Origin of the sequence: Nostoc sp. JL33 (assembly GCF_017114985.1) — a bacterium.
Lineage (GTDB): Bacteria > Cyanobacteriota > Cyanobacteriia > Cyanobacteriales > Nostocaceae > Nostoc.
The window spans coordinates 76,736-99,012 of the sequence record NZ_JABXKP010000038.1 but is presented as its reverse complement, the minus strand read 5'-3'; the positions used below and the strand labels follow the sequence as shown (position 1 = coordinate 99,012).

19 protein-coding genes, 1 tRNA gene and 1 pseudogene are annotated in these 22,277 nt (G+C 42.0%); 9 read left to right on the top strand and 12 right to left on the bottom strand.

Going from position 1 to position 22,277, the window contains the following annotated elements:
* Positions 1-257: 257 nt before the first annotated feature.
* From HWQ23_RS09350 to HWQ23_RS09335, 4 genes are all read left to right on the top strand, one after another.
* Positions 258-1,055: a WecB/TagA/CpsF family glycosyltransferase gene (locus tag HWQ23_RS09350; protein WP_292827130.1), complete on the top strand. Its 798-nt coding sequence runs from the start codon at positions 258-260 to the stop codon at positions 1,053-1,055.
* Positions 1,056-1,384: 329 nt separating this feature from the next.
* Positions 1,385-2,650: a glycosyltransferase family 4 protein gene (locus tag HWQ23_RS09345; RefSeq protein WP_292826818.1), complete on the top strand. Its 1,266-nt coding sequence runs from the start codon at positions 1,385-1,387 to the stop codon at positions 2,648-2,650.
* A 261-nt stretch (positions 2,651-2,911) separates the two neighbouring features.
* Complete coding sequence (locus tag HWQ23_RS09340) at positions 2,912-4,099, top strand: glycosyltransferase family 4 protein (RefSeq protein ID WP_292826815.1); 1,188 nt, start codon at positions 2,912-2,914, stop codon at positions 4,097-4,099.
* A gap of 290 nt (positions 4,100-4,389) precedes the next feature.
* A tRNA-Gln gene (locus HWQ23_RS09335) sits at positions 4,390-4,461 on the top strand.
* 199 nt (positions 4,462-4,660) lie between these two features.
* On the opposite strand, the gene HWQ23_RS09330 is transcribed toward HWQ23_RS09335, so the two are convergent.
* Positions 4,661-5,140, bottom strand: coding sequence for a hypothetical protein (locus HWQ23_RS09330; RefSeq protein WP_292826812.1), 480 nt, complete (start codon positions 5,138-5,140; stop codon positions 4,661-4,663).
* A gap of 308 nt (positions 5,141-5,448) precedes the next feature.
* Between HWQ23_RS09330 and HWQ23_RS09325 the strand changes: the two genes are divergently transcribed.
* Entirely contained in the window at positions 5,449-6,747 is a 1,299-nt protein-coding gene (locus HWQ23_RS09325; RefSeq protein WP_292826809.1) for a hypothetical protein, read from the top strand.
* 591 nt (positions 6,748-7,338) lie between these two features.
* On the opposite strand, the gene HWQ23_RS09320 is transcribed toward HWQ23_RS09325, so the two are convergent.
* Positions 7,339-8,184, bottom strand: coding sequence for a class I SAM-dependent methyltransferase (locus HWQ23_RS09320; protein ID WP_292826806.1), 846 nt, complete (start codon positions 8,182-8,184; stop codon positions 7,339-7,341).
* A gap of 35 nt (positions 8,185-8,219) precedes the next feature.
* On the bottom strand, positions 8,220-9,422 hold the full coding sequence (locus HWQ23_RS09315; RefSeq protein ID WP_292826803.1) for an FtsW/RodA/SpoVE family cell cycle protein: 1,203 nt from the start codon (positions 9,420-9,422) through the stop codon (positions 8,220-8,222).
* 154 nt (positions 9,423-9,576) lie between these two features.
* Here HWQ23_RS09315 and HWQ23_RS09310 point away from each other — a divergent pair, with 154 nt between their 5' ends.
* Positions 9,577-9,765: a hypothetical protein gene (locus HWQ23_RS09310; RefSeq protein ID WP_292826800.1), complete on the top strand. Its 189-nt coding sequence runs from the start codon at positions 9,577-9,579 to the stop codon at positions 9,763-9,765.
* A 251-nt stretch (positions 9,766-10,016) separates the two neighbouring features.
* On the opposite strand, the gene HWQ23_RS09305 is transcribed toward HWQ23_RS09310, so the two are convergent.
* The 7 genes and pseudogenes from HWQ23_RS09305 to HWQ23_RS09275 form a co-directional block, all read right to left on the bottom strand.
* Positions 10,017-11,462 carry a sensor histidine kinase gene (locus HWQ23_RS09305; RefSeq protein WP_292826797.1) on the bottom strand — a complete coding sequence of 482 codons (1,446 nt, stop codon included), beginning with the start codon at positions 11,460-11,462 and terminating at the stop codon, positions 10,017-10,019.
* Positions 11,463-11,472: 10 nt separating this feature from the next.
* The gene (locus HWQ23_RS09300) at positions 11,473-12,024 is read right to left on the bottom strand and encodes a heme NO-binding domain-containing protein (RefSeq protein ID WP_292826794.1); all 552 of its coding nucleotides are present in this window, start codon (positions 12,022-12,024) and stop codon (positions 11,473-11,475) included.
* Positions 12,025-12,352: 328 nt separating this feature from the next.
* Entirely contained in the window at positions 12,353-12,550 is a 198-nt protein-coding gene (locus HWQ23_RS09295; RefSeq protein WP_292826791.1) for a hypothetical protein, read from the bottom strand.
* Between the two features lie 447 nt (positions 12,551-12,997).
* Complete coding sequence (locus HWQ23_RS09290) at positions 12,998-13,204, bottom strand: phycobilisome linker polypeptide (RefSeq protein WP_292826788.1); 207 nt, start codon at positions 13,202-13,204, stop codon at positions 12,998-13,000.
* Between the two features lie 223 nt (positions 13,205-13,427).
* Positions 13,428-13,916 (bottom strand): allophycocyanin subunit beta, encoded by a 489-nt coding sequence (gene apcB / locus HWQ23_RS09285; protein ID WP_292801661.1) that lies wholly within the window; start codon positions 13,914-13,916, stop codon positions 13,428-13,430.
* Positions 13,917-13,982: 66 nt separating this feature from the next.
* Positions 13,983-14,468, bottom strand: coding sequence for an allophycocyanin subunit alpha (gene apcA / locus HWQ23_RS09280; RefSeq protein WP_292826785.1), 486 nt, complete (start codon positions 14,466-14,468; stop codon positions 13,983-13,985).
* 525 nt (positions 14,469-14,993) lie between these two features.
* Positions 14,994-18,299: pseudogene (locus HWQ23_RS09275) on the bottom strand (phycobilisome rod-core linker polypeptide); the annotation flags it as partial.
* Positions 18,300-19,017: 718 nt separating this feature from the next.
* On the opposite strand from HWQ23_RS09275, the gene HWQ23_RS09270 reads away from it, so the two are divergent.
* Complete coding sequence (locus tag HWQ23_RS09270) at positions 19,018-19,548, top strand: hypothetical protein (protein WP_292826782.1); 531 nt, start codon at positions 19,018-19,020, stop codon at positions 19,546-19,548.
* 111 nt (positions 19,549-19,659) lie between these two features.
* Here the strand turns inward: HWQ23_RS09270 and HWQ23_RS09265 are convergent, their stop codons facing one another.
* Both HWQ23_RS09265 and HWQ23_RS09260 read right to left on the bottom strand, forming a co-directional pair.
* The gene (locus tag HWQ23_RS09265; protein ID WP_292826779.1) at positions 19,660-20,394 is read right to left on the bottom strand and encodes a 2-phosphosulfolactate phosphatase; all 735 of its coding nucleotides are present in this window, start codon (positions 20,392-20,394) and stop codon (positions 19,660-19,662) included.
* Between the two features lie 72 nt (positions 20,395-20,466).
* Positions 20,467-21,096, bottom strand: coding sequence for an SDR family oxidoreductase (locus HWQ23_RS09260; protein ID WP_292826776.1), 630 nt, complete (start codon positions 21,094-21,096; stop codon positions 20,467-20,469).
* Positions 21,097-21,408: 312 nt separating this feature from the next.
* Here HWQ23_RS09260 and HWQ23_RS09255 point away from each other — a divergent pair, with 312 nt between their 5' ends.
* Both HWQ23_RS09255 and HWQ23_RS09250 read left to right on the top strand, forming a co-directional pair.
* On the top strand, positions 21,409-21,825 hold the full coding sequence (locus tag HWQ23_RS09255; protein ID WP_292826773.1) for a XisH family protein: 417 nt from the start codon (positions 21,409-21,411) through the stop codon (positions 21,823-21,825).
* Positions 21,813-22,142, top strand: a complete 330-nt coding sequence (locus HWQ23_RS09250) for a XisI protein (RefSeq protein WP_292826770.1) — start codon at positions 21,813-21,815, stop codon at positions 22,140-22,142. The genes HWQ23_RS09255 and HWQ23_RS09250 overlap by 13 nt, the downstream gene beginning before the upstream one ends.
* Positions 22,143-22,277: the final 135 nt, after the last annotated feature.

Below are 22,277 nucleotides of genomic sequence, written 5' to 3'. Positions count from 1 at the left end.
TTAACTTGCATAATTAGGGCGGGCAAGATGCCCACCCCACAAGAGTTAGGTTTAATTAGGTTATGCAATTTAGATGTTTTTCAGCTTATTACCGATTAAGTCGAAAGTATACTAACAAGACAATTGCATCTCCATGTGTTAACTTCCAACGATGGCACAAGCCTACAAAAAGTCAGGAGTAATCCAATGCGAATTCTTCAATATTCGGATTGGTCTAGGCAATCTATGGATTTTTTTATTGGACACAGGAGTTATTGATTGTGGCGAGAGTGCTTCTACCTACTAAAAAAGTGCTTGATTTTCCTATTACTGCTTTGCGCTTTGACGACCAGGTACAAACAATAGTGAAGTGGGCGAATAGGCGTGAGAGTAAAACTGTATATGTAGCCAATGTACACATGCTGATTGAAGCTCATTGGCATCCAGAGTTTGCCACCGTATTACGAAATGCAGATATAGTTACTCCTGATGGTATGCCTCTGGTATGGATGATGCGAAAAATGGGAGCGCTTTACCAAGACCGTGTGGCAGGGATGGATATTTTCCTAGCATTGTGTCAGCTAACTCAAACACAAAATCTTAGTATTTTCTTTCTAGGTTCCCAAACAGAAATTCTTTCTAGGATGCGAAAAAGGTTAGAGCAGGAATTTCCGCAGATAAAGATTTCGGCGATGGAACCTCTACCTTTTCGTCCCTTGAGTGAAACTGAAGACGATGCTTTGATTCAAAAGATTAATTCTAGCGGTGCTAGCGCCGTCTTAGTGTCTCTGGGATGTCCTAAGCAAGAAAATTGGATAGCTCAACATAAGGGTAAGATACAAGCTGTAATGATTGGACTGGGTGGAGTTTTCCCAGTTTATGCAGGAATTCACAAGCGGGCACCCCGGATAGTTCGAGACTTAGGGCTTGAATGGCTGTATCGATGGATTCAAGAACCGCGCCGACTTTGCGGCCGCTATGCCAAGACTATTCCCCTATTTATCTGGCTGGCTACGAAGCAACTACTATCATCAAGTCGGATTGCGGCGGTCTTCCTTCACGAGACTGGGGATTAAGGAAAAGGAAAGGGCAAAATCTAAAATTAAATGACTTGCCCCTGACTTGATTGCTCTTTTCTTTTCTTCAATTCTTCAATTCTTCAATTCTTGCATTGTTTGATACTCTGCTAGCTAAAAGCCACGGAGATTCTTGGTTCAACGAGTCCACTTAACTTAGACCACTTGCAGTATCTAAACCAGAGGTGGTTCTTTCCCCTTCGCGTAGAGTCTCGTTGGCGCAGCCTCTAGTAAAAAAGAAAAGCTTTAACTTCCGGTATGCCCTACCTTAGTTAGATAACTCCAAAATTAATTGGAACTATATTAGCGGCATTAAGGAAATGTCGGGCATGAAACAATTAAAAATTCTCATTTGTGCATATGCTTGTGAACCTGGAAAGGGTTCTGAACCAGGAGTAGGTTGGAATGTTGTTAGGGAGGTAAGCAAGTATCACCAAATCTGGGTACTGACATCGAACTGTCACTGTCAAGGTCTTGAAGCTGAACTAGCACGTAACCCCCTGCCCAACTTGCACGTTGTTTACTTAGATCCTCTAGGCTGGATCATAGACTGGGGCCATCAGAGAATGGGAAAAAAATGGGGGGTTTATGTTCATTATTACCTTTGGCAAATTTGGGCGTATTTTATCAGTCGCTCACTTCACAAGCAGACTGACTTTGATATCCTACATCATGTAACTTATGTGAGGTATTCAAGCCCTAGTTTAATTTCACTGCTACCAGTTCCTTTCATTTGGGGGCCAGTTGGTGGCGGGGAATCATTTCCCAAAAGTTTTTGGAAAGATTTTAGTTTCCGTGGGAAGATATACGAGGTTTTGCGAAATTTGGCTCGCTGGATAGGGGAGTGTGATCCCTTAGTTCACCTGACTGCAAAACAAAGTGTCTTAGCCCGCGCTACCACAGAAGATACAGCTAAACGCTTACGCCAAGTGGGCACAAAAAATGTCCAAATTTATTCTCCATTAGGTTTATCTAAGGATGAAATAGCATACCTTTCAGATTCCGTAATTCTCGACGATTCTACAATTCGGTTTATTAGCGTAGGTAGACTTTTGCACTGGAAAGGGTTTCATTTGGGATTAGCAGCATTTGCCCAAGCAAATCTACATAATGCTGAGTATTGGATTGTCGGAGAAGGATTTGAACGCAAACAGCTAGAAATATTAACTCAATATCTGAATATTACTAAACAAGTCAAGTTTTTAGGTAATCTACCTCGCGAACATACATGGAGTAAAATACAGAACTGCCATGTGTTAGTTCATCCCAGCTTGCATGAATCTGGAGGATTTGTGTGTTTAGAGGCAATGGCAGCAGGGCGACCAGTGATTTGCCTAGATTTAGGAGGGCCATCTGTTCAGGTTACAGAGGAAACTGGTTTTAAAATTAAGGCGAATACACCTGAGCAAGTAGTAAGTGATATTACTAAGGCTATGACGTATTTAGCTAGTAACCCAGAGCAAAGATTATTAATGGGTAAAGCCGGGCAGAAGAGGGTGAGGGAGACTTTCAGTTGGGAAAGTAAGGGGAAGCAGTTGATTCAACTCTACGAAGAAATTTCAACGCAGAATAAATCCTGCTTGAAATTGAGTTAGAACTATGGCTCTAGCGATGATTAGTGATAACCTCATAGTATATATCTTCTCAATAGCTCCTTTACGATACTGGTAGGAGCTTCCCTCAGAAGTGGTAGCATACATAAAAAACTAATTAAATTCCATCGAAAATTGGCTGTAGTGTCACGGATTGTAGAATAACTGGCTATAGAACAGTAAAACTACTGTAAATCAGGGTGTAATTGCTTTGCATGATCTACTAGTTGGTTCTTTCGTTCCACTATTCAGAGAGTTAACTGCATGAAAGTGCTGTTGATACATAACCGTTATCGACTTGCAGGCGGTGAGGATGGAGTAGTAAAAGCTGAACAATCCTTACTGAAAGCGAATGATCATCACGTATCTTTACTGGAAGTCAGTAATCGTGACATTAAAAATACCTGTGATAAAGTTACAACTGCTATTAATGCAATTTACTCATATTCAGGAAAACAACAAGTTCGGATCAAAATTTCCCAACTCCGCCCTGATGTCGTCCATGTACATAACTTTTTTCCTCTACTCTCTCCTTCCATATATGATGCTTGTCGGGAGTATGGGCTAAGTATTGTCCAAACTCTTCACAACTATCGGCTTGCTTGTCCCAAAGCAATGCCTTTTAGAAATGCAAAGGTTTGTGTGGATTGCTTTGGACAAACAGTGCCGTGGTCTAGTGTTGTACATGGCTGCTACCGCGACTCACGTCTACAAAGCTCGGTTATAGCGGCAATGAACAGCTGGCATCGGTTGCGTGGTACTTGGCAAGAACAGGTAGATGCTTATATTGTCTTTACCCAATTTCAAAAAGACAAAATGTTACAGGCTGGACTGCCGGCAGAAAAGTTGTACATCAAACCTAATTTTGTGTTTGCTCCAGATTCTCGAAACCAAAATGGTGAACATAGTGACTACTTACTTTTTGTTGGTAGATTGTCTGAAGAAAAGGGAGTTTCTGTTTTAATTGATGCCTATGTACAAAAGAAGTTATGCACACCACTAAAAATTGTCGGTGATGGCCCTTGCCGCCAAAAGTTACAGCAACAGATTAAAAATACCCGTTCCGAAAATTTCATCGAATTTTTAGGCTTTCAGGATAAGCCAACAGTGTTGGCACTAATGCAAAATGCACGGTTTTTAGTATTTCCTTCCATTTGGTACGAGGGTTTTCCCTTAACTATCGCTGAAGCTTTTGCCTGCGGTCTACCCGTAGTGGTGTCCAAATTAGGTAGTATGGTAGAAATTGTCGAGGATGGAGTAACTGGGTTACATTTTGAAGCAGGTAATCATACGGATATAGCAGCCAAAATAGAATGGGCAACCACTCATCCTGAAGCTATGAGAACTATGGGCAAAAATGCTCGCCAGGTTTATGAGACTAAGTATGCTCCTGAAGCTAATTATCAGCAGTTAATGACAATTTACCAACAAGTCATCAATAAAAATAAATAGTGTGTCCCCGAAGGCGTTGATCATCAAGTAAAGCAGATTTTAGATCCAAAGGAATTGCGATCGCACAATTTTGTCCGTTAACGTTTGATCACTATCGGATAAATTAACATGAGTTCGAGGATACAGCCAAACGTTGATTCAAGGGTTCACTCCAAAGTGATGAAATAGTCTAAGTACAACGGTTCTGACCAATTAATGTCCTGCTGTAAAAACCGATTATCTGAAATCAGCTATTAAACTACTTGACATTAACCCAGGACTAAGTGTTATATTAACTAGAGTAAAGTCGTTGGGGCGTCGCCAAGTGGTAAGGCAGCGGGTTTTGGTCTCGCCATTCCTGGGTTCGAATCCTAGCGCCCCAGTAAATCTAAAGACAGGCACAACAGCCTGTCTTTTAGAGTATTTAATTAATTACATTTTTAACAAAGTTTAAGGGTTTAATTCCCCTGCCTAATGACGGCAGCACGAATTGAACGCCTAATGTAAAATCCCGGTTACAAAACGTAATTGCGAATTGCGAATTGTTTAAGATGCGTCTAAATGCATCTAATTTTGTAAATGTTACTTGTCAGGCGATTTGAGAGCTTGATCCAGAGTCTGCCGAGCCTGTTCTGCTTTAGATCGCGCTTCCTGGTAACGCACATTAGCTTGAGCAAAATTTTTGAGAACTTTAAAACCTTCTTTGAGTCGAGTAATTTCCTCTTCTGTCACCGAATCGTCCGTGAACAGAACATCAACTGCTTTGCGAATTTCCAAGGCTTCAGATCGTGATTCTTGAACTTTCAGCTTGAGCGTGGCCAGGTTACTCAGAACCTGGACAGCTTGTGTGATCGTATCCTCACCGCTAGCAGTATCAATAGTTGACTCTTTAACCTCAATTAATTGTTGAGGGCTAAATCCTTCTTCCAGTTCCGTGGGTAGCTTACCTGCATCCATCAGTTCCATCAACTGATCCATTGCTTTGTCACGGGCTTTGGCTGAATCTTTTCCAGAAACAGTAAGGAGAATTTCTGGGCTTTGAGCGAGAGTGTACTGAACCATATTTGAGCAGAAAATTTGCTGGTTAACCAAGCTGAAGCAAATAATTATAACATGTTGCGTGTCAGGTTATTTGTTGGTTTATCGTAGATTAAAGGTTTTAAGACCCGCAACGTCAACACGTAGCTCGGAGGCTGAGTGGCTCCGACTTGGCTTAGTTACCTTGCGCGGATCTTGCTACAGTTGCGGTTTAAATAAGAGTCTGAAACTATTTTGAATTTTGAATTGTTATTTCTGCCCCTGGCAAGCCGCTCAAAATAAAACTTTATACTTAAGAAAACGGGAATAAGTTTCAACAGGAGAGGAGAGCAATGGCTCCCAGTCCCACCATCATGCAAGCTGTGGAACAGCTGGGTTACCGTGTCACCGTTGGAGATGTGGCAACCCAGGCAGGATTGAATGTCGCTGAAGCTAATCAAAGCTTGTTAGCCCTGGCATCTGATGCTGGGGGACATTTGCAGGTAGCGGATTCCGGTGATATAGTTTACCTTTTTCCACCAAATTTTCGAGCAATTTTGCGTAATAAATACTTCCGGTTACGATTGCAGGAATGGTGGAAAAAGGTCTGGAGTGTTCTGTTTTACCTGATTCGCATTTCTTTTGGAATTTTCTTGACAGTTTCCATCGTCCTGATAACTGTTACCATCTACATTATTATTACCTCTACCAATTCAGACCGTAACGGCAACAATCGGGGTAGTAATTTTGGTGGTGGGGGGTTCTTCTATTTTCCAAATTTATTCTGGTATCTTAGCCCAAATTATGACGCCCACTACCAGGAACGGCGACGTGAAAGGCGGCAAGAAAGCGATCTGAATTTCTTTGAAGCTGTGTTTTCGTTTTTGTTTGGCGATGGTAATCCTAACGCCAACTTAGAAGAACGTCGCTGGCAAGAAATTGCTACGGTGATTCGGAGTAACCGTGGTGCAGTGGTAGCGGAACAAATTGCTCCATATTTGGATGACATTGGCGAGGGATATACAAGAGAGTACGAAGATTATATGCTGCCCGTTCTGACGCGATTTAATGGGCAACCGGAGGTAAGTCCAGAAGGGCAAATTGTTTATTACTTCCCAGAGTTGCAGGTGAGTGCAGTTAAAAAGCGCCGTCATGCAATATCAGATCACTTGGAGGAATTTCCCTGGCGTTTTAGTGGCGCAAGTTCCGGGCAAATTATGCTGAGTGCTGGGTTGGGTGTACTAAATTTTGTTGGTGCTTTAGTACTGGGAAGTTTGTTGAGAGATGGAACAGTTGTCGCCCGATTAGGTGATCTGGCAGCTTTTGTCGGTTTTGTGCAAGGAATTTATTGGCTACTATTGGCTTACGGAGCAGGTTTCTTAGGCATACCGTTATTGCGTTATTTCTGGATTCGGTGGCGTAATCGCAAAATTGTTGATCGCAACCGCGATCGCATTTCCAGAGCAAGGTTATTGGCAAGTCCTGATGCACCTTTGCAACAAAAAATCGACTATGCTCAACAATTTGCAACAGAAAAAGTCATTGGCAACGAAGATTTAGTGTATTCTAGCGAAACTGACTTACTCGACCAGGAAGTTGAGCGTTCTGCACAAATTGACGCTGAATGGCAACGGCGGTTAGACCAGTCATAAGCAATTGGCTTATCCAAAATTTACAATAATCAGAAGGTAACAAAAATGGGCGGGCATCTTGCCCACCCATTTGAGTTTTGAAGAAGTGCTTTAGGGTCGCTCACCATAGCGATCGCTAATTTTAATTAAGGGATTTCCAACAAATAAATTACTAATACTTGTGGGGTAGGCAGCGTTCGACTTAGTTGGAAAATAAAAACTGGGATGCACCCAGATTTTTCGCCCATAAACGCGGTTTCTCAAGTTTCGTTGAGATCGTGCCAGATATTCAATTGATCAATTTGGTTTTGAATATATAGCTTTACTGAAAATGACTTTTATAAATTGACAAATTTATTACACAATATTGAATATATACATTTGAATAATCAAACCAAAAGAACTATTGTGATGTTTTTGCAGATATTAATTTTTTCATAATCTTAGCCATCCAAAGTAATAAAATATTATAAATAATAGCATGGAAAAAAGTGTTATTAATGCTAGCCTTTCGTCCAGGTGATACTCCTATCTCATCTGAGGTAACTGCCAATAATGACAGCGATAGCATTAACCCAATTCCACCTACTCTCCCACCTAGCAATAGCCCATTTAAGACTCCCTTACCTCTGAGATAACTTTTTGTCCGATGTGAAAAGCAGAGATATATGAAAGTTGAAGACTGCCTCCAAAATCATCTTCTATGCGATGCCTCAACCCCGAAAATAAAGACTCTTTGTTATGTGGATCTAATTTTATGTATGGCGAGTAAGTGTTCAAAAGTGTTAAATATTCATCAACAGTATAAGTTACTTCTGATATAACTTGTCCAGATATCAAGTCTTTGAATTTTCCCGAATCAATGGCCATACTTCCTAATTGTCTCAAGATATATTCTTGAGTTTCTTGGCCTTCATATCGGTCAAGAGATGGAGTATGTAGTTGATAGACTTGCGATAAGCTTTGATACACTTCGTAGCTAGGTTGAAGTTCCTTATTCCACAACAAAATCAGGTAGCCATTCTCTTTTAGGGCATTCGCTGCTTTTGGATATCCAACTTCTGGTGATATCCAATGAAAAGAACTCGCTGCTAAGACGGCATCAAATTCAAATGGCTTGAGTTTCCACTCTTCAAAAGATGTGTTGTGAATCTCTACATGGGAATACGGTTGACAATTCTGTTGAGCTAACTGGAAAAAATCTGGGTTTGGTTCTAAGCAGATTATAGAGCAACCCAACGGAGCGAACGCTACCGTTGCAGTTCCAGGGCCACATCCAACTTCCAGAATTTTTGAGTCAGTGGAGAGTTGAGCAACTTCCACAACTTGCTCAATCAAATCTTTAGGATAGTGGGGTCTTGCCTTATTGTAAGCTTCTGCTGCTGGAGAATACCAATTTTTGCGCTGTTCGAGGTCTCTGCTGGAGTAGCTGATTATTGTTTGTTTTAGGTCTTTCATAATCTATTTAATTCCTGCAAAAAGCTTTTGTTAGCTCAATTCCTATTTTTTTGAAAACCCCGGCGTCTGCGCCCATTTTCCAACAAGGGTTTCCGCAACGGTACTACCTCAGCTTCACTACTCTCGCGTGCTACCCGAATCAGCAACCCAGCAGCGATTAAGCTGGCAATCATGGAATTACCACCATAACTAAACATGGGCAAAGGTAAGCCAGTAGTCGGTAAAGAACCTGTAGCAACACCGATGTGGAGCAATGATTGTCCTACCATCAAAATCGTCACGCCGATCGCTACTAATCGATGTACTGTATTTTTAGCCTTCAGCGCCACAATTAATCCAAGAGTGGCGAATGTAGCTAAAAGTGCTAACAACACCATACTGCCAACAAAGCCAAACTCTTCAGCGAACACGGCAAAAATAAAATCGGTATCCTGAATTGGTAAATAAAACAGCTTTTGTTGAGAAAGCCCATATCCTGAACCCCAAGTTCTACCAGAACCCACGGCTAGTAAACTTTGCACCAACTGGTAGCCATCTCCTGTAGCATCCGCCCACGGATTGAGGAATGACATCACCCGCTTACGCTGATACTCTTTAATACTAATACTGAGTATTGCCAACATGACTCCGCCAATTGCTGTTCCTCCCAGGTACTTGTAAGGTAAGCCAGATGCTAAAGCAATTAGCCAAATAGTCATACCGCAAAGTGCTGTTGTACTCAAGTTAGGTTGAGCAAGAATTCCTAAAAGTACCAGACCGAAAATACCCAACCAAGCCAAGCGAACCCGCCAACTGATTCGTTCCCACTGACCAAAAAGCCGCGCACTTTGTAGCACCAAAAAGGGTTTAATTAATTCTGAAGGTTGAATCGGAATTGGCCCGATCGCTATCCAACGCGCTGCATCAAAAGCCTTTTTTCCCAATCCTGGGATCAGTGTGACAAAAATTAACCCCAAAAACAGCAACAAAAACCAATGGGATAGTCCCAAAATTTTCTGCAACGGCAAATTAACAATAATATTGAATCCGATTAAGGAAACTAACACCCAAAGCAGTTGACGCTTAAAGTAGTACAACCCATCATGTTGACGGGCGTCAGCGACGGGATAGGATGCTGAAAATAGCATGATTAACCCAGCGAACAGCCAAATCAATGTTAACCACCGCAATAACCGCGCTTCTAATGCCCAGTTGGAAACGGAAATATCAAAAATTGGAATCAGACGGCGTAGATTCACGATCAGTACAGGTAAAAAGTTAGGAATTAGGAGTTAAAAATAAAACTCATAAATCATAACTTATAACTTATAAGTAGGCTTTACAACCATAAATCTTAAAGTTGTCAACTCCAATACACCGCTAGTTCAACATTTCTGGCAAATTGCGTTGGCCATGCCCGCCGTACCACTTCCCTGCGGGACGCTACGCGAACGTGGAAGCAAGCTACGCGTAGCGTCTCCTTCGCGTAGCGTCTCCCCTTGGGAGAAGAGTTGGCATCGCTATGCCCACCGACCTAACAGTGCGTCTGGTAGAGTTGGCATCGCTACTCAGCAATTACAAGGTGTTTTTTTTATACTATAATTTTTGGATAAATGACTTACTTTAAATTAAGTATTGGTAATTCCTGAATGAGATAGTTAAGAGCGACTTTATCCATTTTTGTCAAACCCAAAATCTAACGCTGAAACATGTGCGGGACAGTAGTTTTACTTTTTGAGTTTCATCGATAATCTATGGTGCGGAAAAAGTATTTGCCAAAAAGCGAGAGTTTTTGTCGGATAAAGTCGAGCTAAGAGCGATCGCTCAAAAAATAAGCCGGATTCTGAGGCTATTTATTTAATTAAACTTAATGATTTGACGTAATTAACTGCTTGCCTTTCCATAGATAGAGGAATTTCAATCCAGAACTCAGTCCCTTGTCCAGGTTCTGATACACATTTGAGTGTTCCCCCATGTTTTTCAACTACAATCTGATAGCTAATTGATAAACCTAAGCCTGTACCCTTACCTACAGGCTTAGTTGTGAAAAATGGATCAAATAGTCGTTCCTTAACTGCTTCTGTTATTCCTGAACCATTATCAGCAATTCGGATAACACATTTGGTTTCGATGACTTCCGTAGTAATTGTAATTTTATTAGGATTAGCGTCAATTTCTGCGATCGGGCGTTTACTATCATAGTCATCGAGCGCATCGATTGCATTACTGATAATATTCATGAATACTTGATTGAGTTGGCCAGGGTAGCAATCTACTAAAGGTAAATTTCCATAGTTTTTCACTACTTTGATCCCAGGATGATCAAGACTATTCTTGAAGCGACTCTGTAAAATCAGCAAAGTACTATCCAGTCCCTGGTGAATATCAACTCTTTTCTTTTCCGCTTCATCAAGACGAGAGAAATTCCGCAGGGACAAGACAATTTCAGAAATTCGTTCGGCTCCTACTTCCATCGAATTTAGGATTTTGGGCAAATCATCTAGTAAAAAATCTAACTCAATTTCCTTAATGTATTCTTGAATTTTTGGTACAGGATTGGTATAAAATTGCTGGTAAAGATGCACAAGGTTCAGCAAACACTGCGTATAATCCTTTGCATATTTCAAATTTCCGTAAATAAAGTTAACAGGATTGTTAATTTCGTGAGCAACTCCTGCAACTAACTGTCCCAGACTGGACATTTTCTCAGCCTGGACTAATTGGGCTTGAGTTTGCTGTAGCTCCCGGAGGGATTTTTCCAATTTTTTAGACTGAGCTTCAGCTTCCGCTAAATTCTCCTTCATTTGTAGCGCACTCTGTAGTTGTGCCCTTTGCTGTTTCAGTTCACTTGTTAACTTTTTGGCATCAACCAAAGCAGTATTCTGAGCTTGCAGTAGAAACAGGAAATCAACAATTGGGTCGTGAATTGCAAAGTCTTTGAGTTTGATACCCAGAGGAGCCAGGCTAGTTGTATCTGTAATCCAGGGAGAACCTAAAAAAAATATTACCTCCTGCTCTGGTTGATACATCATCTGACCCTTGAGATGCATTCCATTGTGGATAAACTCTAATATGAACAGAGCGCGGGACTGTTTAGTAATAGCATCAAAATCGACCAAAATTTTTGGACGATTAATCTGGAAATGCTGCTCAATCAATTTACCAACTAGCGGTTCAGGACAAATGCGCCCGAAAACATCACCAGCTTGTACAATTTCCCGATTACGGTTAAAGGCAAAGTGGAAGGGAAAAGCTTTCGCCAGTAACTCTGGCGAAAGTGTAAGGTGAGGAGGAGCCATGCTACTGCATTCAATTTGGTTTATAAATCACTAAAAATTCATCATGTTCAGCACCCTCATCTCGACTCTGGGTTTGGGTAATCTCAACTTCTGTATCAAATTTGGTTCCCAATCCTTTAACTAGTCCAATAATCATTGGCGTTAACCCTTCTCTATCAGAGCGATAATGTAAGCTCAGAGAATTTTCCTCCATATCAGTACACTCAAATGATGGGGGTTGGAGTTTAGGAAAGATAACTCCCACACGAGCATGAAGATTATCAAGGTTTTCTAAAAAATCAGGTAGTGTATCTCCACTCATATCCATCATTTCGCCATAGCCTTCTTGGGCTGTGTACTGAACCCAAAATTCTCCAAAAGCTTGCATAATCTGTGAGGGAGGTAAACTGAGAATGGCACTAGCAGCTTTTACCAGCTTGTGGGTGATGTCATCGGGATAGCCCTCCATACTGAGGAATACATCTACATCCACCTCTGCTTTGTGCTTGATTTTTTTCCAAGTATCTTCGCCAAAGCGACTGCACACCATATCTTGAATCGCCTTATTCACTAATCCGTACATAGAAGCCTCCTCTTGCTGCACCTAATTTTGCTTTGTGAATTTGCCCAAAGCTCGACAACTAATTTCTTAAAAGGCTTATTTAAATGACAAAATTTTCTGTAATCAAATCTTAAAATGTTTTATTACAGCTTTAAAAACAGAAAAAAATAGGGAAAACTGTTTGTATTTTAATGCTATAAATACTCGTTATTACAACCGTATTTTCACTTATTACTTTTACCCAGCTAATAATGAAAAGTTTGTAGTAAGCACTTTAGGGCTTAAAAAATAAGCACTTTAGTCCTTACTACGAACTTCTTTACCCATCAATTTAAGGTTGACAGACTAACTACAGCGATTCATCAAAAGGTAGCCATGAATCAGGATAGAAGCTATATTTAGAGACTTGGCGCTGGATACCGTTAAAAAATTGGAGACGGGCATCCATAGCTTCTGCAATAGCCAGCTTTATCTTGATATCTTCCTCATTCATGGTAATCTGAGGTTCAATCACTGCTGCTAGCTTCGCTGCATGACTATCATCCACATCAATATGGACTTCAAAAAAGATCAGGGATTTTTTGGGTAAAGGAGTAGCGCCAACAATTCCTTAGCTTAATCAAAGTCGAGCAAGAAAAGGGCAGTACAAACGTACTTGTCTGCAAAATAACCTGGAAAAATTCATACACACCTACATCAATCTGGGAGTTAGCTATGAGGCTTAAAGCTGATGCACCATCCAAGGAGGTTGATACAAAAATCTCTGAACTTCTAAGCAATGAGCAATACTTCCGAATTTGCAACGAGTGTGGAGAACGTAATCCATGCGGTTGGATGCATAGCCAACTCATCTGTCAGAGTTGGGCTGAGAGGAATCACGGTGTTATTTATTAAATACTTAATTACCAGATTTCTTATACTATCAATTCTCAACAAAAAAGAGGTCTTTTTCGACCTCTTACCAATTCCCTAAAATAACATTCTATTTACAGAATTACGACAAGCCAGTATTAGCACCTTGCTTACCAGTTGCTAGTTCCACCTTGATAATTTTGCCGCCTGCTTTTTGAATACGTTGCTGTTCGCGGAACCAGTTCTCATAGGGAACTAGCTTAGTGAAGTAAGTATTTTGCAGTTCGCGTTGGGTACGAACTCGGGTTTGGCTGGGGACTAGAGCAGTAATTTTAAACAAACGGGACATATTCTGAAAATCTCCTGTATATTTTGTGAAAACTTTTTTTATCTCAAAATCTTGAGTGCAAATCTTTTAATTATTCAAAGGCTGGAAATCAAACATCAATACTAGACCACCAACACTCATCACTGATAATTTACCAAGATAAGCAATATAACGTTCTAGCACTCACGGTTGATTTCCAGACCTTAATAAAGCCGCACCTAAATTCTTAAGCGCAAACTAGCTCTTAGCTTAAGCCAGAAGAGATATAGTCTAAGTAAACACCCATTTCCTTACCAGCGTCAGAACCAACCAAACTAGCGGTTACTTGTTTAATTGCTTGGATAGCTTGCACGGTAGCGCCAACGGGAACACCTAAGGAGTTGTAGGTTTCCTTCAAGCCATTTAGTACACGCTCATCCAAAATGGAAGGATCGCCAGCTAACATAGCGTAGGTAGCATAGCGGAGGTAGTAGTCCAAGTCACGGATGCAAGCAGCATAACGGCGGGTAGTATACATGTTGCCGCCGGGACGGGTGATGTCAGAGTATAGCAAAGATTTTGCTACAGCTTCTTTGACGATCGCAGCAGCGTTGGCGCTGATGGTGCTAGCAGCACGTACCCGCAGTTCGCCAGTGGAGAAATAGCTTTTTAGCTTCTCTAAAGCAGAAGAGTCTAGGTACTTACCTTGAACGTCTGCGGAGTTTATGACAGCGGTAATTGCGTCTTGAGCCATGTTGTTAATTCCTTATTTCCAACCGTATTGCAATACTTCTGTTTTTTGTAGGTAAACAGCTTCACCCTACAGTAGGGCGCCAACTAGGTAGTCGAAGTAGTTACCTGCTTCCGCAGCGTCTTCACCAGACAGCAAGGTAGCAGAGACATTCTTCAACCCACGAATACCTTCAGCAACACCATCGATAGGAGTTCCCAAGGACTTGTACATTTCACGGACACCGATAACACCAATTTCTTCAATAGGTGTAACATCACCAGAAACGATACCGTAGGTAACGAGACGGAGGTAGTAATCTAGGTCACGCAGACAAGTAGCAGTCAATTCTTGACCGTAAGCGTTCCCACCAGGAGACACAACATCAGGACGCTTTTGGAACAGTTGATCGCCAGCTTGCTTAACCAGTCGTTCCCGGTTTTCTGACAAAACTTGAGCAATCCGTACACGGCGCTCACCACTTGCAACAAAGGATTTGATCCGATCTAACTCACCAGGGCTGAGATAGCGGGCTTCTGCATCAGCATTCACGATAGCTTTCGTGACGATACTCATTAATGGATTCCTCCAATACGAATGAAACCAGGATTTGATTAAACTGGTGCGACTTTAAATTTGGGTTACTGAGTTTATTTTCTCGTCGTTTTAGACACAACAGTTTCATAACTGCTACGGCTAATAAATTACGAGTTTGCCTGAGTCAACATAAGTAGACAAGCTTTTAAACTCAATTACCTTCCGCAAAACATTTTCCGGTATTCTGTTGAGCATTTATGACTGTTCTTAACACTTTGTAATATTGCTTTTCAGAATTTACTGTTTTAGCTGCAAACTGAGAGCGGTATTACGAAAGGTTACGAAGGCCACAGGGGACAGGGAACAGCAAATAATTTGTACCTGTTCCCTATTCCCTACTCCCTACTCCCTAATCAACCCCGACACTGCCGAGGTTGTTACCTGCCATCAGTGATGGGAAGCGGTTGTAAGGCACAACATCTTGATCGGGGCACAGGGGACAGGGAACAGCAAATAATCTGTACCTGTTCCCTATTCCCTACTCCCTACTCCCTAATCAACCCCGACACTGCCGAGGTTGTTACCTGCCATCAGTGAGGGGAAGCGGTTGTAAGGCACAACATCTTCACCGAAGTAGCGGCTATATTCTGGACTTTCGATTATTGCTTCTACAGCAGATGAGAAACCGCGATCGGTTAGCAGTTGGTTATAGTGGCGAATTTCTTCCTGAGTTGCGGGTGTACGCCCCAACAGGTGACGGAAGAGGAACTCAACCACCTTGGCATGAGGATAAGGTGATAAGAAGCGCTGGCGATAGATTTCGGAACTGGCTAGTTCACGCACAAACTCGCGGACGGAAATTTCACCATTCTGGAGTTTGTTGTCTAGATCAGTACGGCGGAAATTATCAGGCACTTCACCGCTAAATACATCCAACACTTGACGGTAAATAGCGTTGATTGCCTGTTGTCTTTCGGCTTGGTTGGTGCTTTCCGTTAGACGATAAATGCGTGCATGTTTACGTACAGCTAGTTCCACGGATTGTCCGCTACCATCGTTGTAGGAACGGCCCAGTTCAGCAAATGAGGGCTGGCTCTGGTTTAGACCATTTGCTTGCGCTGCTATATCTGCGATCGCCTGCACCAAAAGCGGAGTATCGTTACTAACTCCTACGCGCGGTTGCACTGGTTTAAAGCTCGGCACAACTACGTCATCGTTTTGCTTGGTAAGCTGGTTGTACAGCTTCTCCGTATTCGGGAAGTTTGCCGCAGGTAGGGTCGGGAAGCGACGGTAAGGCACCGTATCTTCACCAAATACCTCGTTATATTCCACACTATTTACCAAAGCAGCAATAAAGGCACGAATCCCTTGAGTAGCCAAAATCTGGTTATACTTGCGGATTTCTGCTTGGTCTAGTGGCGCACGTCCCAGGAAGTGTTTGGTTCCCAACTCAATCACTTTGGTGTTGGGGTAAGGTGTGTAGAATTCTTTCAGGTAGAGGTTAGAGTAACCCAAACCTTCAATAAATTCCTTGACGCTGATTTCGCCATTCCCCAGCTTGCTTTCCCATTTTGTAAATTCGTTTTTGGCGATGTAGGGTGCAATATCCCGCTCAAAAATCTGACGATATGCAGCACTAATCAAAGTTTGCACTGCAACTTTGTCACTGATATTGGACACCAGCTTGAAGATTTTGGTTTGTTCTCGTTGCTTGCTGACACCTTGGTTAATGCGGAACTGAATATCTGGTTCTGACCGCTTTTCTGTGACTGTACCCAGTGTCACAAAGCTCGGCGTTACTTCCTTCTGGACTTTGATGCCGATATCTTCGCCAATGCTACCAACGCGCAATTGTCGCCCTGCTACACCACCAGGAGTCAGATACCGTTCGTAAGGAATTGTATCTTCACCAAAGGCTTCGTTGTATTCTACGCTGTTAATAATCGCATCAACCACCGCGTAAAAGCCCTGTTTGGCAGCGATGTCAAAGTACTTGTTGATTTCTTGACGGCCATAGGTCGGACGACCCAACAAGCGGCGGTGAATATACTCGATCGCTTTACAAACATACAGCGATGACCAGTACAGATTGCGGAATACATCCGACTTAGCCAAAGCACGGATAAACTCCCGCACAGAGATATCGCCGTTTTCCAGCTTGATTTCCAATACCTTCGGGCGCTGACCTTCGTAAAGATCACGACCGAAAACTTGCAGGTAAGCAGCTTTAATCAATGCTTGCGTGGAGCTTTCAGAGAATCTGACGCTAGAACCTTTGGCTGCCTTTTTACCAATAGTACCAGGCAGTTGATCTAACTTGAACACCTTGGGCCCAAGAGTACCAGGAGCTTCCCCCCGCGCCTTGGGATTACTATTTTGGTTATTAATCCCTGCTCCTTGGTGAATCAAGATGCGTTTGGTATCCTTGCCAAAAGGAGCCGGACTGGTGCTAGGGTTGCGAGTTTCTTTCGGGAAAATCGCCCCAAACTGAATTTCCAAGGGGTCATTACCAGAACCGTAAGGATGCTGGTCTGGTAGGGGTTGATCGTAAGCAGCAAATGTGGTAAGAAACTGAGGTATCTTGCGGAAAGGCGCACTGTAGTTAAACAGGTCTTGCTGCGGCCCCCAGTTGCGACATTCTTGTGCTTCTTGACCCAGACCCCGGAGGTAGGGCACTGTTTCTTCGCCAAAATAGTCGCCGTATTCAGCAGAATCTACTAAGGCATCTACCAAGGCTGCTAGACCACCGTTAGAAATAATCGAGAAGTATTTTTGTACTTCTTCGCGGCTACTTGGCCCCCGTCCCAGAATGTGACGGAAAGCCAGTTCGATGACTCGGCTGTTAATAAAAGGCTGGTAAAACTGTTTTTGGTAAAGGGGAGATTTAGTTAGACGACGGACAAACTCCTTCATGGAGATGTCGCCATTCTTCACCTTGGATTCCAGATCAGATATGGACAAGCTATAAGCACGGGTAATGTCACGCTCAAAGATTTGCCGATATGCAGCTTTGATGACCTCATTTTTTTCGCTAGCTGACAACCCAGTCTTCATCACATACTTGGGACGTCGTTCTGCGGCATTAAAGTAAATTTGCGGCAGTTGCAACCCTTGCTGGTCGCCAGAGGGGCGTTGGCGCACTTTATTTGAAGGTGTGGCTGCTTTGAATTCGGTTAACAAAACATCCATATACTGAGACACAATTTCTGTAGCCTCAGCATCGTTGCGGAAAAAGGAAAGTGACCCGGCTTTGATTTCCTGCAAAGCTACTAGCGTTGCTTCACCAGAGCAGGCATTTTCAATTATTTCCCGCAAACCCCGTGTATTCACCGCTATGATGTTGGGGTCGCCAGCAACGATCGCATAAGTAGCGTAGCGCAAGAACCAGGATAAATCCCGCAAGCTCTTGGCCATGTTGCTCGGGCCGTAACGAGCAATGTTAATTGGTCTGAAACCCGGAGGTGTCGGGCCGCTGGGGGATGAGTTAAAGATTGAGCGTAAATTTTCTAGGAACCCACCACGACTTTCAACGTAGGTTACAGTTCCCAGTTGCATCCCTTGCTGAACATTAGCACCAGCACTAACAGGTACTATTTCTATTTCTCTGGGCTTTTCTAAAAAAGCCATTGGCGAACCACCGACAAAAATCCGGTTGGCAGCGCGAGATACGATAATCTCGGCATTATCCGTCAGCGTCTGAGAAATTTCTAGACGCTTTGCACCAGATGCAAAATAGCTTGCTAGTTCATTTAGTTCACCATTTCCCAAAAAGCGGTCTTGCTGGTCTGCTTGGGTAATTGTGGCTACAGTTAGGGTTTGATATAGTTGCGGACGCGCAACTGAGCTTCCACCACTCGCCTTAACACTCATCGGATTTCTAAAACTCCCATCATAATCGTTAATATGTTAAATCTGGGTAGCTTTGAGGCTTGACACATCGGTGTGTCTATGCTTTATGACTTTGAGAGTACTGCCTGCAAAACTGCCAGTAAATTAACCCAGTTAGCTTTTAGATTAGAACGTTTTGCGTTCTCAAGGCTGGTTTATTAAGAAGTGTGTAGAACCTCTATCTTGAATGTATCCAATCTTAGAAGTGCATACCCCGGTTTGCCTGAGAGAAAATATAAGTTTTGTAACCAAGTAGTCATTTGAGAACTGTCTACCGATTTCTTTTTTTCTCCATACCGTCATCCAGTTGCTCTCAAAGCGTTTGCTCTTGATAAATTTAACAAATTTGGTGGGTTTAAGTTCCCTGGTTCAATAAAAAAGCAAGTATGTGGACGGGGTCTGTCTTGCTTGCGTTGCTCCTCTACAGCGCTTCTGATCGCGCATCCTGCGGCGGGGGAGACCACTGTCCCCGCAATGCAGCGCTAAATCCCCGTTATAAAACTGTACTTCTTTGAACGACTTGTTTAATTTCTCCTCGACTTCCCTGCTTCCTAGTCACTGGACAGTAGCCATTAGTCGATGTTAAGTTGTTTTTGCTACTGATAAATTTATACTTCCAACTGACACCGCGCTGGAAGTAATTCTTAATTTGTGGCGGTTTAATCTCTAAATATCAGTATTTTCATCCAGTAAAAATACTATGTACAAAAGTTTTAAATTTAACTATTTATTCAATGCTACCCTGTCTGCGATCGCAATTATTTTAGCTGTGACTCCGGCAAATGCGCTTCCAGAGCAAAACATCAACACCGTTGTTAAGTGGGCAAAGACCAGACCTCAACTACCAACTCTGAGATACAACAGCGAAGCCCACGGCTACGAGGGTACAAAGGGAAAATTATACTTTTATGCTGATGTCACATCTCAAAATGGGACAGTGGCTAAAGAAGGAATAACCGTTAGTGGTGACTCAAGCCTCAAATTCACCACAAAAAATGCCAAAGCAGTGAAATTATTACAAAATATTTATAATTTTAATATTGCCAATGACTTCCAGAAGTCCCGATATATCACTAAAGTTGGACGTGACCAGTTTTATCGCGGGCAAAAGTTTGCTTACATCGCTGCTGAGGTACAGGGTGGGTCATCATTGCAGATAATTCCCTTGCATAAGTTGCAAGAGTTTATAAATAATGCCAAATACTGTCAAACCAATCAATGCGACGTTTAATTAGGGATTTCCAAGAAATAAACTAACCGCAGAGACGCAGAGAACACAGAGAGAGGAGAAATAGAGAGGATTTTTGTGTCAGTTTTGGGATATTTTTTATTTGGAAGTCTCTTAAGCCTGTAGCCTGTAATTTATATAAGCATTATCAGTAAACAAAGGCACGCAATCACTAACGTTGTAGGCGGCGGCCAGTTCAACATCTGACTGAAAACCTTTTTCAATCAACTCTTTACCAGAACTGCATTTTTTCAAGTACCCCAGTAAATCCTCCTGGAAAGCCTGAAATGTTGCCACAGCCACTTCAGCTTCTGGTGATAAACTGCCATCTAAATAACTCAGAATTGCCCCAGCACCAATTAAATCTTCAAATGCAGGACGTAGGCTACCATCTTCTTTCCACCTCTCACCGGCAGGAATCACAGCGATTTTATCACCATACTTTTGAACAAACTGCGCCACAGCTTGGCAGTTTCGCAAGCAACCAGCCAAAGTTGGTGTATTCCCTGTATGTAAAGTCAGAAAAGAACCATTAGGTGACGGTAAAACTAATCTAGTTCCAGCCGGAATCTGAACTACCGATTTTGGCGAAAGGGAATATCCTGTTGTAGTCCAATGTTGTCTATGACTTGCCAACTCTGCTCGCACTGATTTGGCATAATCTATGACAGATTCATCTTTATATGCGTAAGGAAAAATTATCGCGCCGTTGTTGGTGGCAATTTCTACACAAGTAGAAAAAGAGAGAACGTCAACTATCACAACTACATCACTGATGGGAGCAAGTTCAGCAACTCCTTGTGGCCCCCACTCACAGCGTAAATTAAACTCTGATTGGTTGTAAATCATACAAATAAAGACAGAGTTAAAACAAAGACATGGGAGGATTATCGCATTCTTATAGAAAACGGCGAAATGAAGTTACTGTCCACCTCTAGAACGAATAATTTGCCCTGTAATCCACTGTCCTTGCAATGAGGCGAGAAATAATATGATACGTGCGGCATCTGCTGGTGTACCTAAACGACCAAACGGTGCTTTTTCCTCAATTTTTGAGCGGATTTCATTACTCATCCAGCCTGTATCTGTTGCCCCAGGATCTACGGCATTTACAGTAATATTTTTACTTGCTAGGCTAGCACTGAGATTTAGAGTCAGCGCTTCTATTGCTCCTTTGCTAATAGCGTATGGTAAGTTTTTGGGCATAGGAGCCAGACTTTGACCAGAGGTAAGATTGATAATTCGTCCTCCTGTCCGTCCATCATGGCGATTAGCAAATTCGCCACACAACAATGTAGTACCTCGAATATTTACGGTGTAATGAGTATCAAGTAATTCGGATGATAAAGAGTATATATCTGCTTGTTGATCGTGAGCGGCATTGTTAATTAGAATATCCACTTGTCCCAGACTGCCCTCAATGTGGTCAAAAAGTTTTTTGGGCATTTCTGACTCAGCCAAGTTAACCTCAACCCCTGCGGCTTTGACTCTTTGTAATTTTAGTGACTCAATGATTTCTTCTGCCTCATGAAAATTGCTACTCCAAGGCATCAGCTTATCGTATGGTCGATAATAAGTCGTAAAGATATTTGCTCCAGATGCAGCAAGTCAATGAGTGATCGCTGCACCAATTCCCATGTGTCGGCTTACACCAGTTAATAGGGCAACTTTACCCGACAAACCGTAATCTACCATCTGTAATACAACGCTATTAATTCTATTGGCTTGAATTTTACTCCTTATTGCTTATTAGCATCCGAGATTCGATAAACTCAGAATTGCCCCAAGATTTACTTATCATGTCCGATTCCCAAACTGTTAGTGCTGCTGTTGCCAAACTCTACAATACCTATCCATTTCCCTATGCCATCTAAAGATATATTTCATCAATCTGTCCGCACTGCTTTAGAAAAAGATGGTTGGATCATTACCCATGATCCACTGCATCTGAAAGTTGATGACATTGAATTTTTTGTGGATTTAGGAGCAGAAAGATTATTAGCCGCACAAAAACAAGGTCAAAAAATAGCCGTAGAAGTTAAATCTTTTATAGGTGCGTCGGAAGTAACTGAATTTCATCTCGCTTTAGGTCAAACCCTGAATTATCGGCTAGCATTAAAAAAAGAAGAGCCAGAACGCCTTTTATATCTAGCTATTAGCCAAGATACATACCAAGACTTTTTCTCCCGTCAATTTATTCAAGATTCTTTAAAAGAATATCAAATTAAACTTTTAATATTTAATTCGTTAAGTCAGGACATTGTTTTATGGAAGGAATAAATTACTCTCAAATCATTCAAGATATTTTAAGTAACCATTCCGCTAACGACGTGGCTAATGGCACAGAGGTTCAATTATTGTTTGATGCAGAACGCCATCATTATCAAGTCTTAAATATTGGCTGGAAAGAACAACGGAGAATTTATGGAGTCATCATTCATGTTGATATCAAAGACACAAAGATTTGGATACAAAGAGATGGTACAGAAATCGGCATCGCTAACGAATTAATCGCGGCTGGGGTACTTAAAGAAGATATTGTATTAGGATTTTACGCTCCTTATAAACGCCAATTTACTGACTTTGCTGTTGGATAAGTAGCAGGAAATAAGCAATACTAATCTTTGCCCTAATCATCCACTATCCGCTAAACTCAAGAGTGCTGCGTTATTCCTGATCATGTCCGATTCCCAAACTGTTAGTGCTGCTGTTGCCAAACTCTACAATACCTA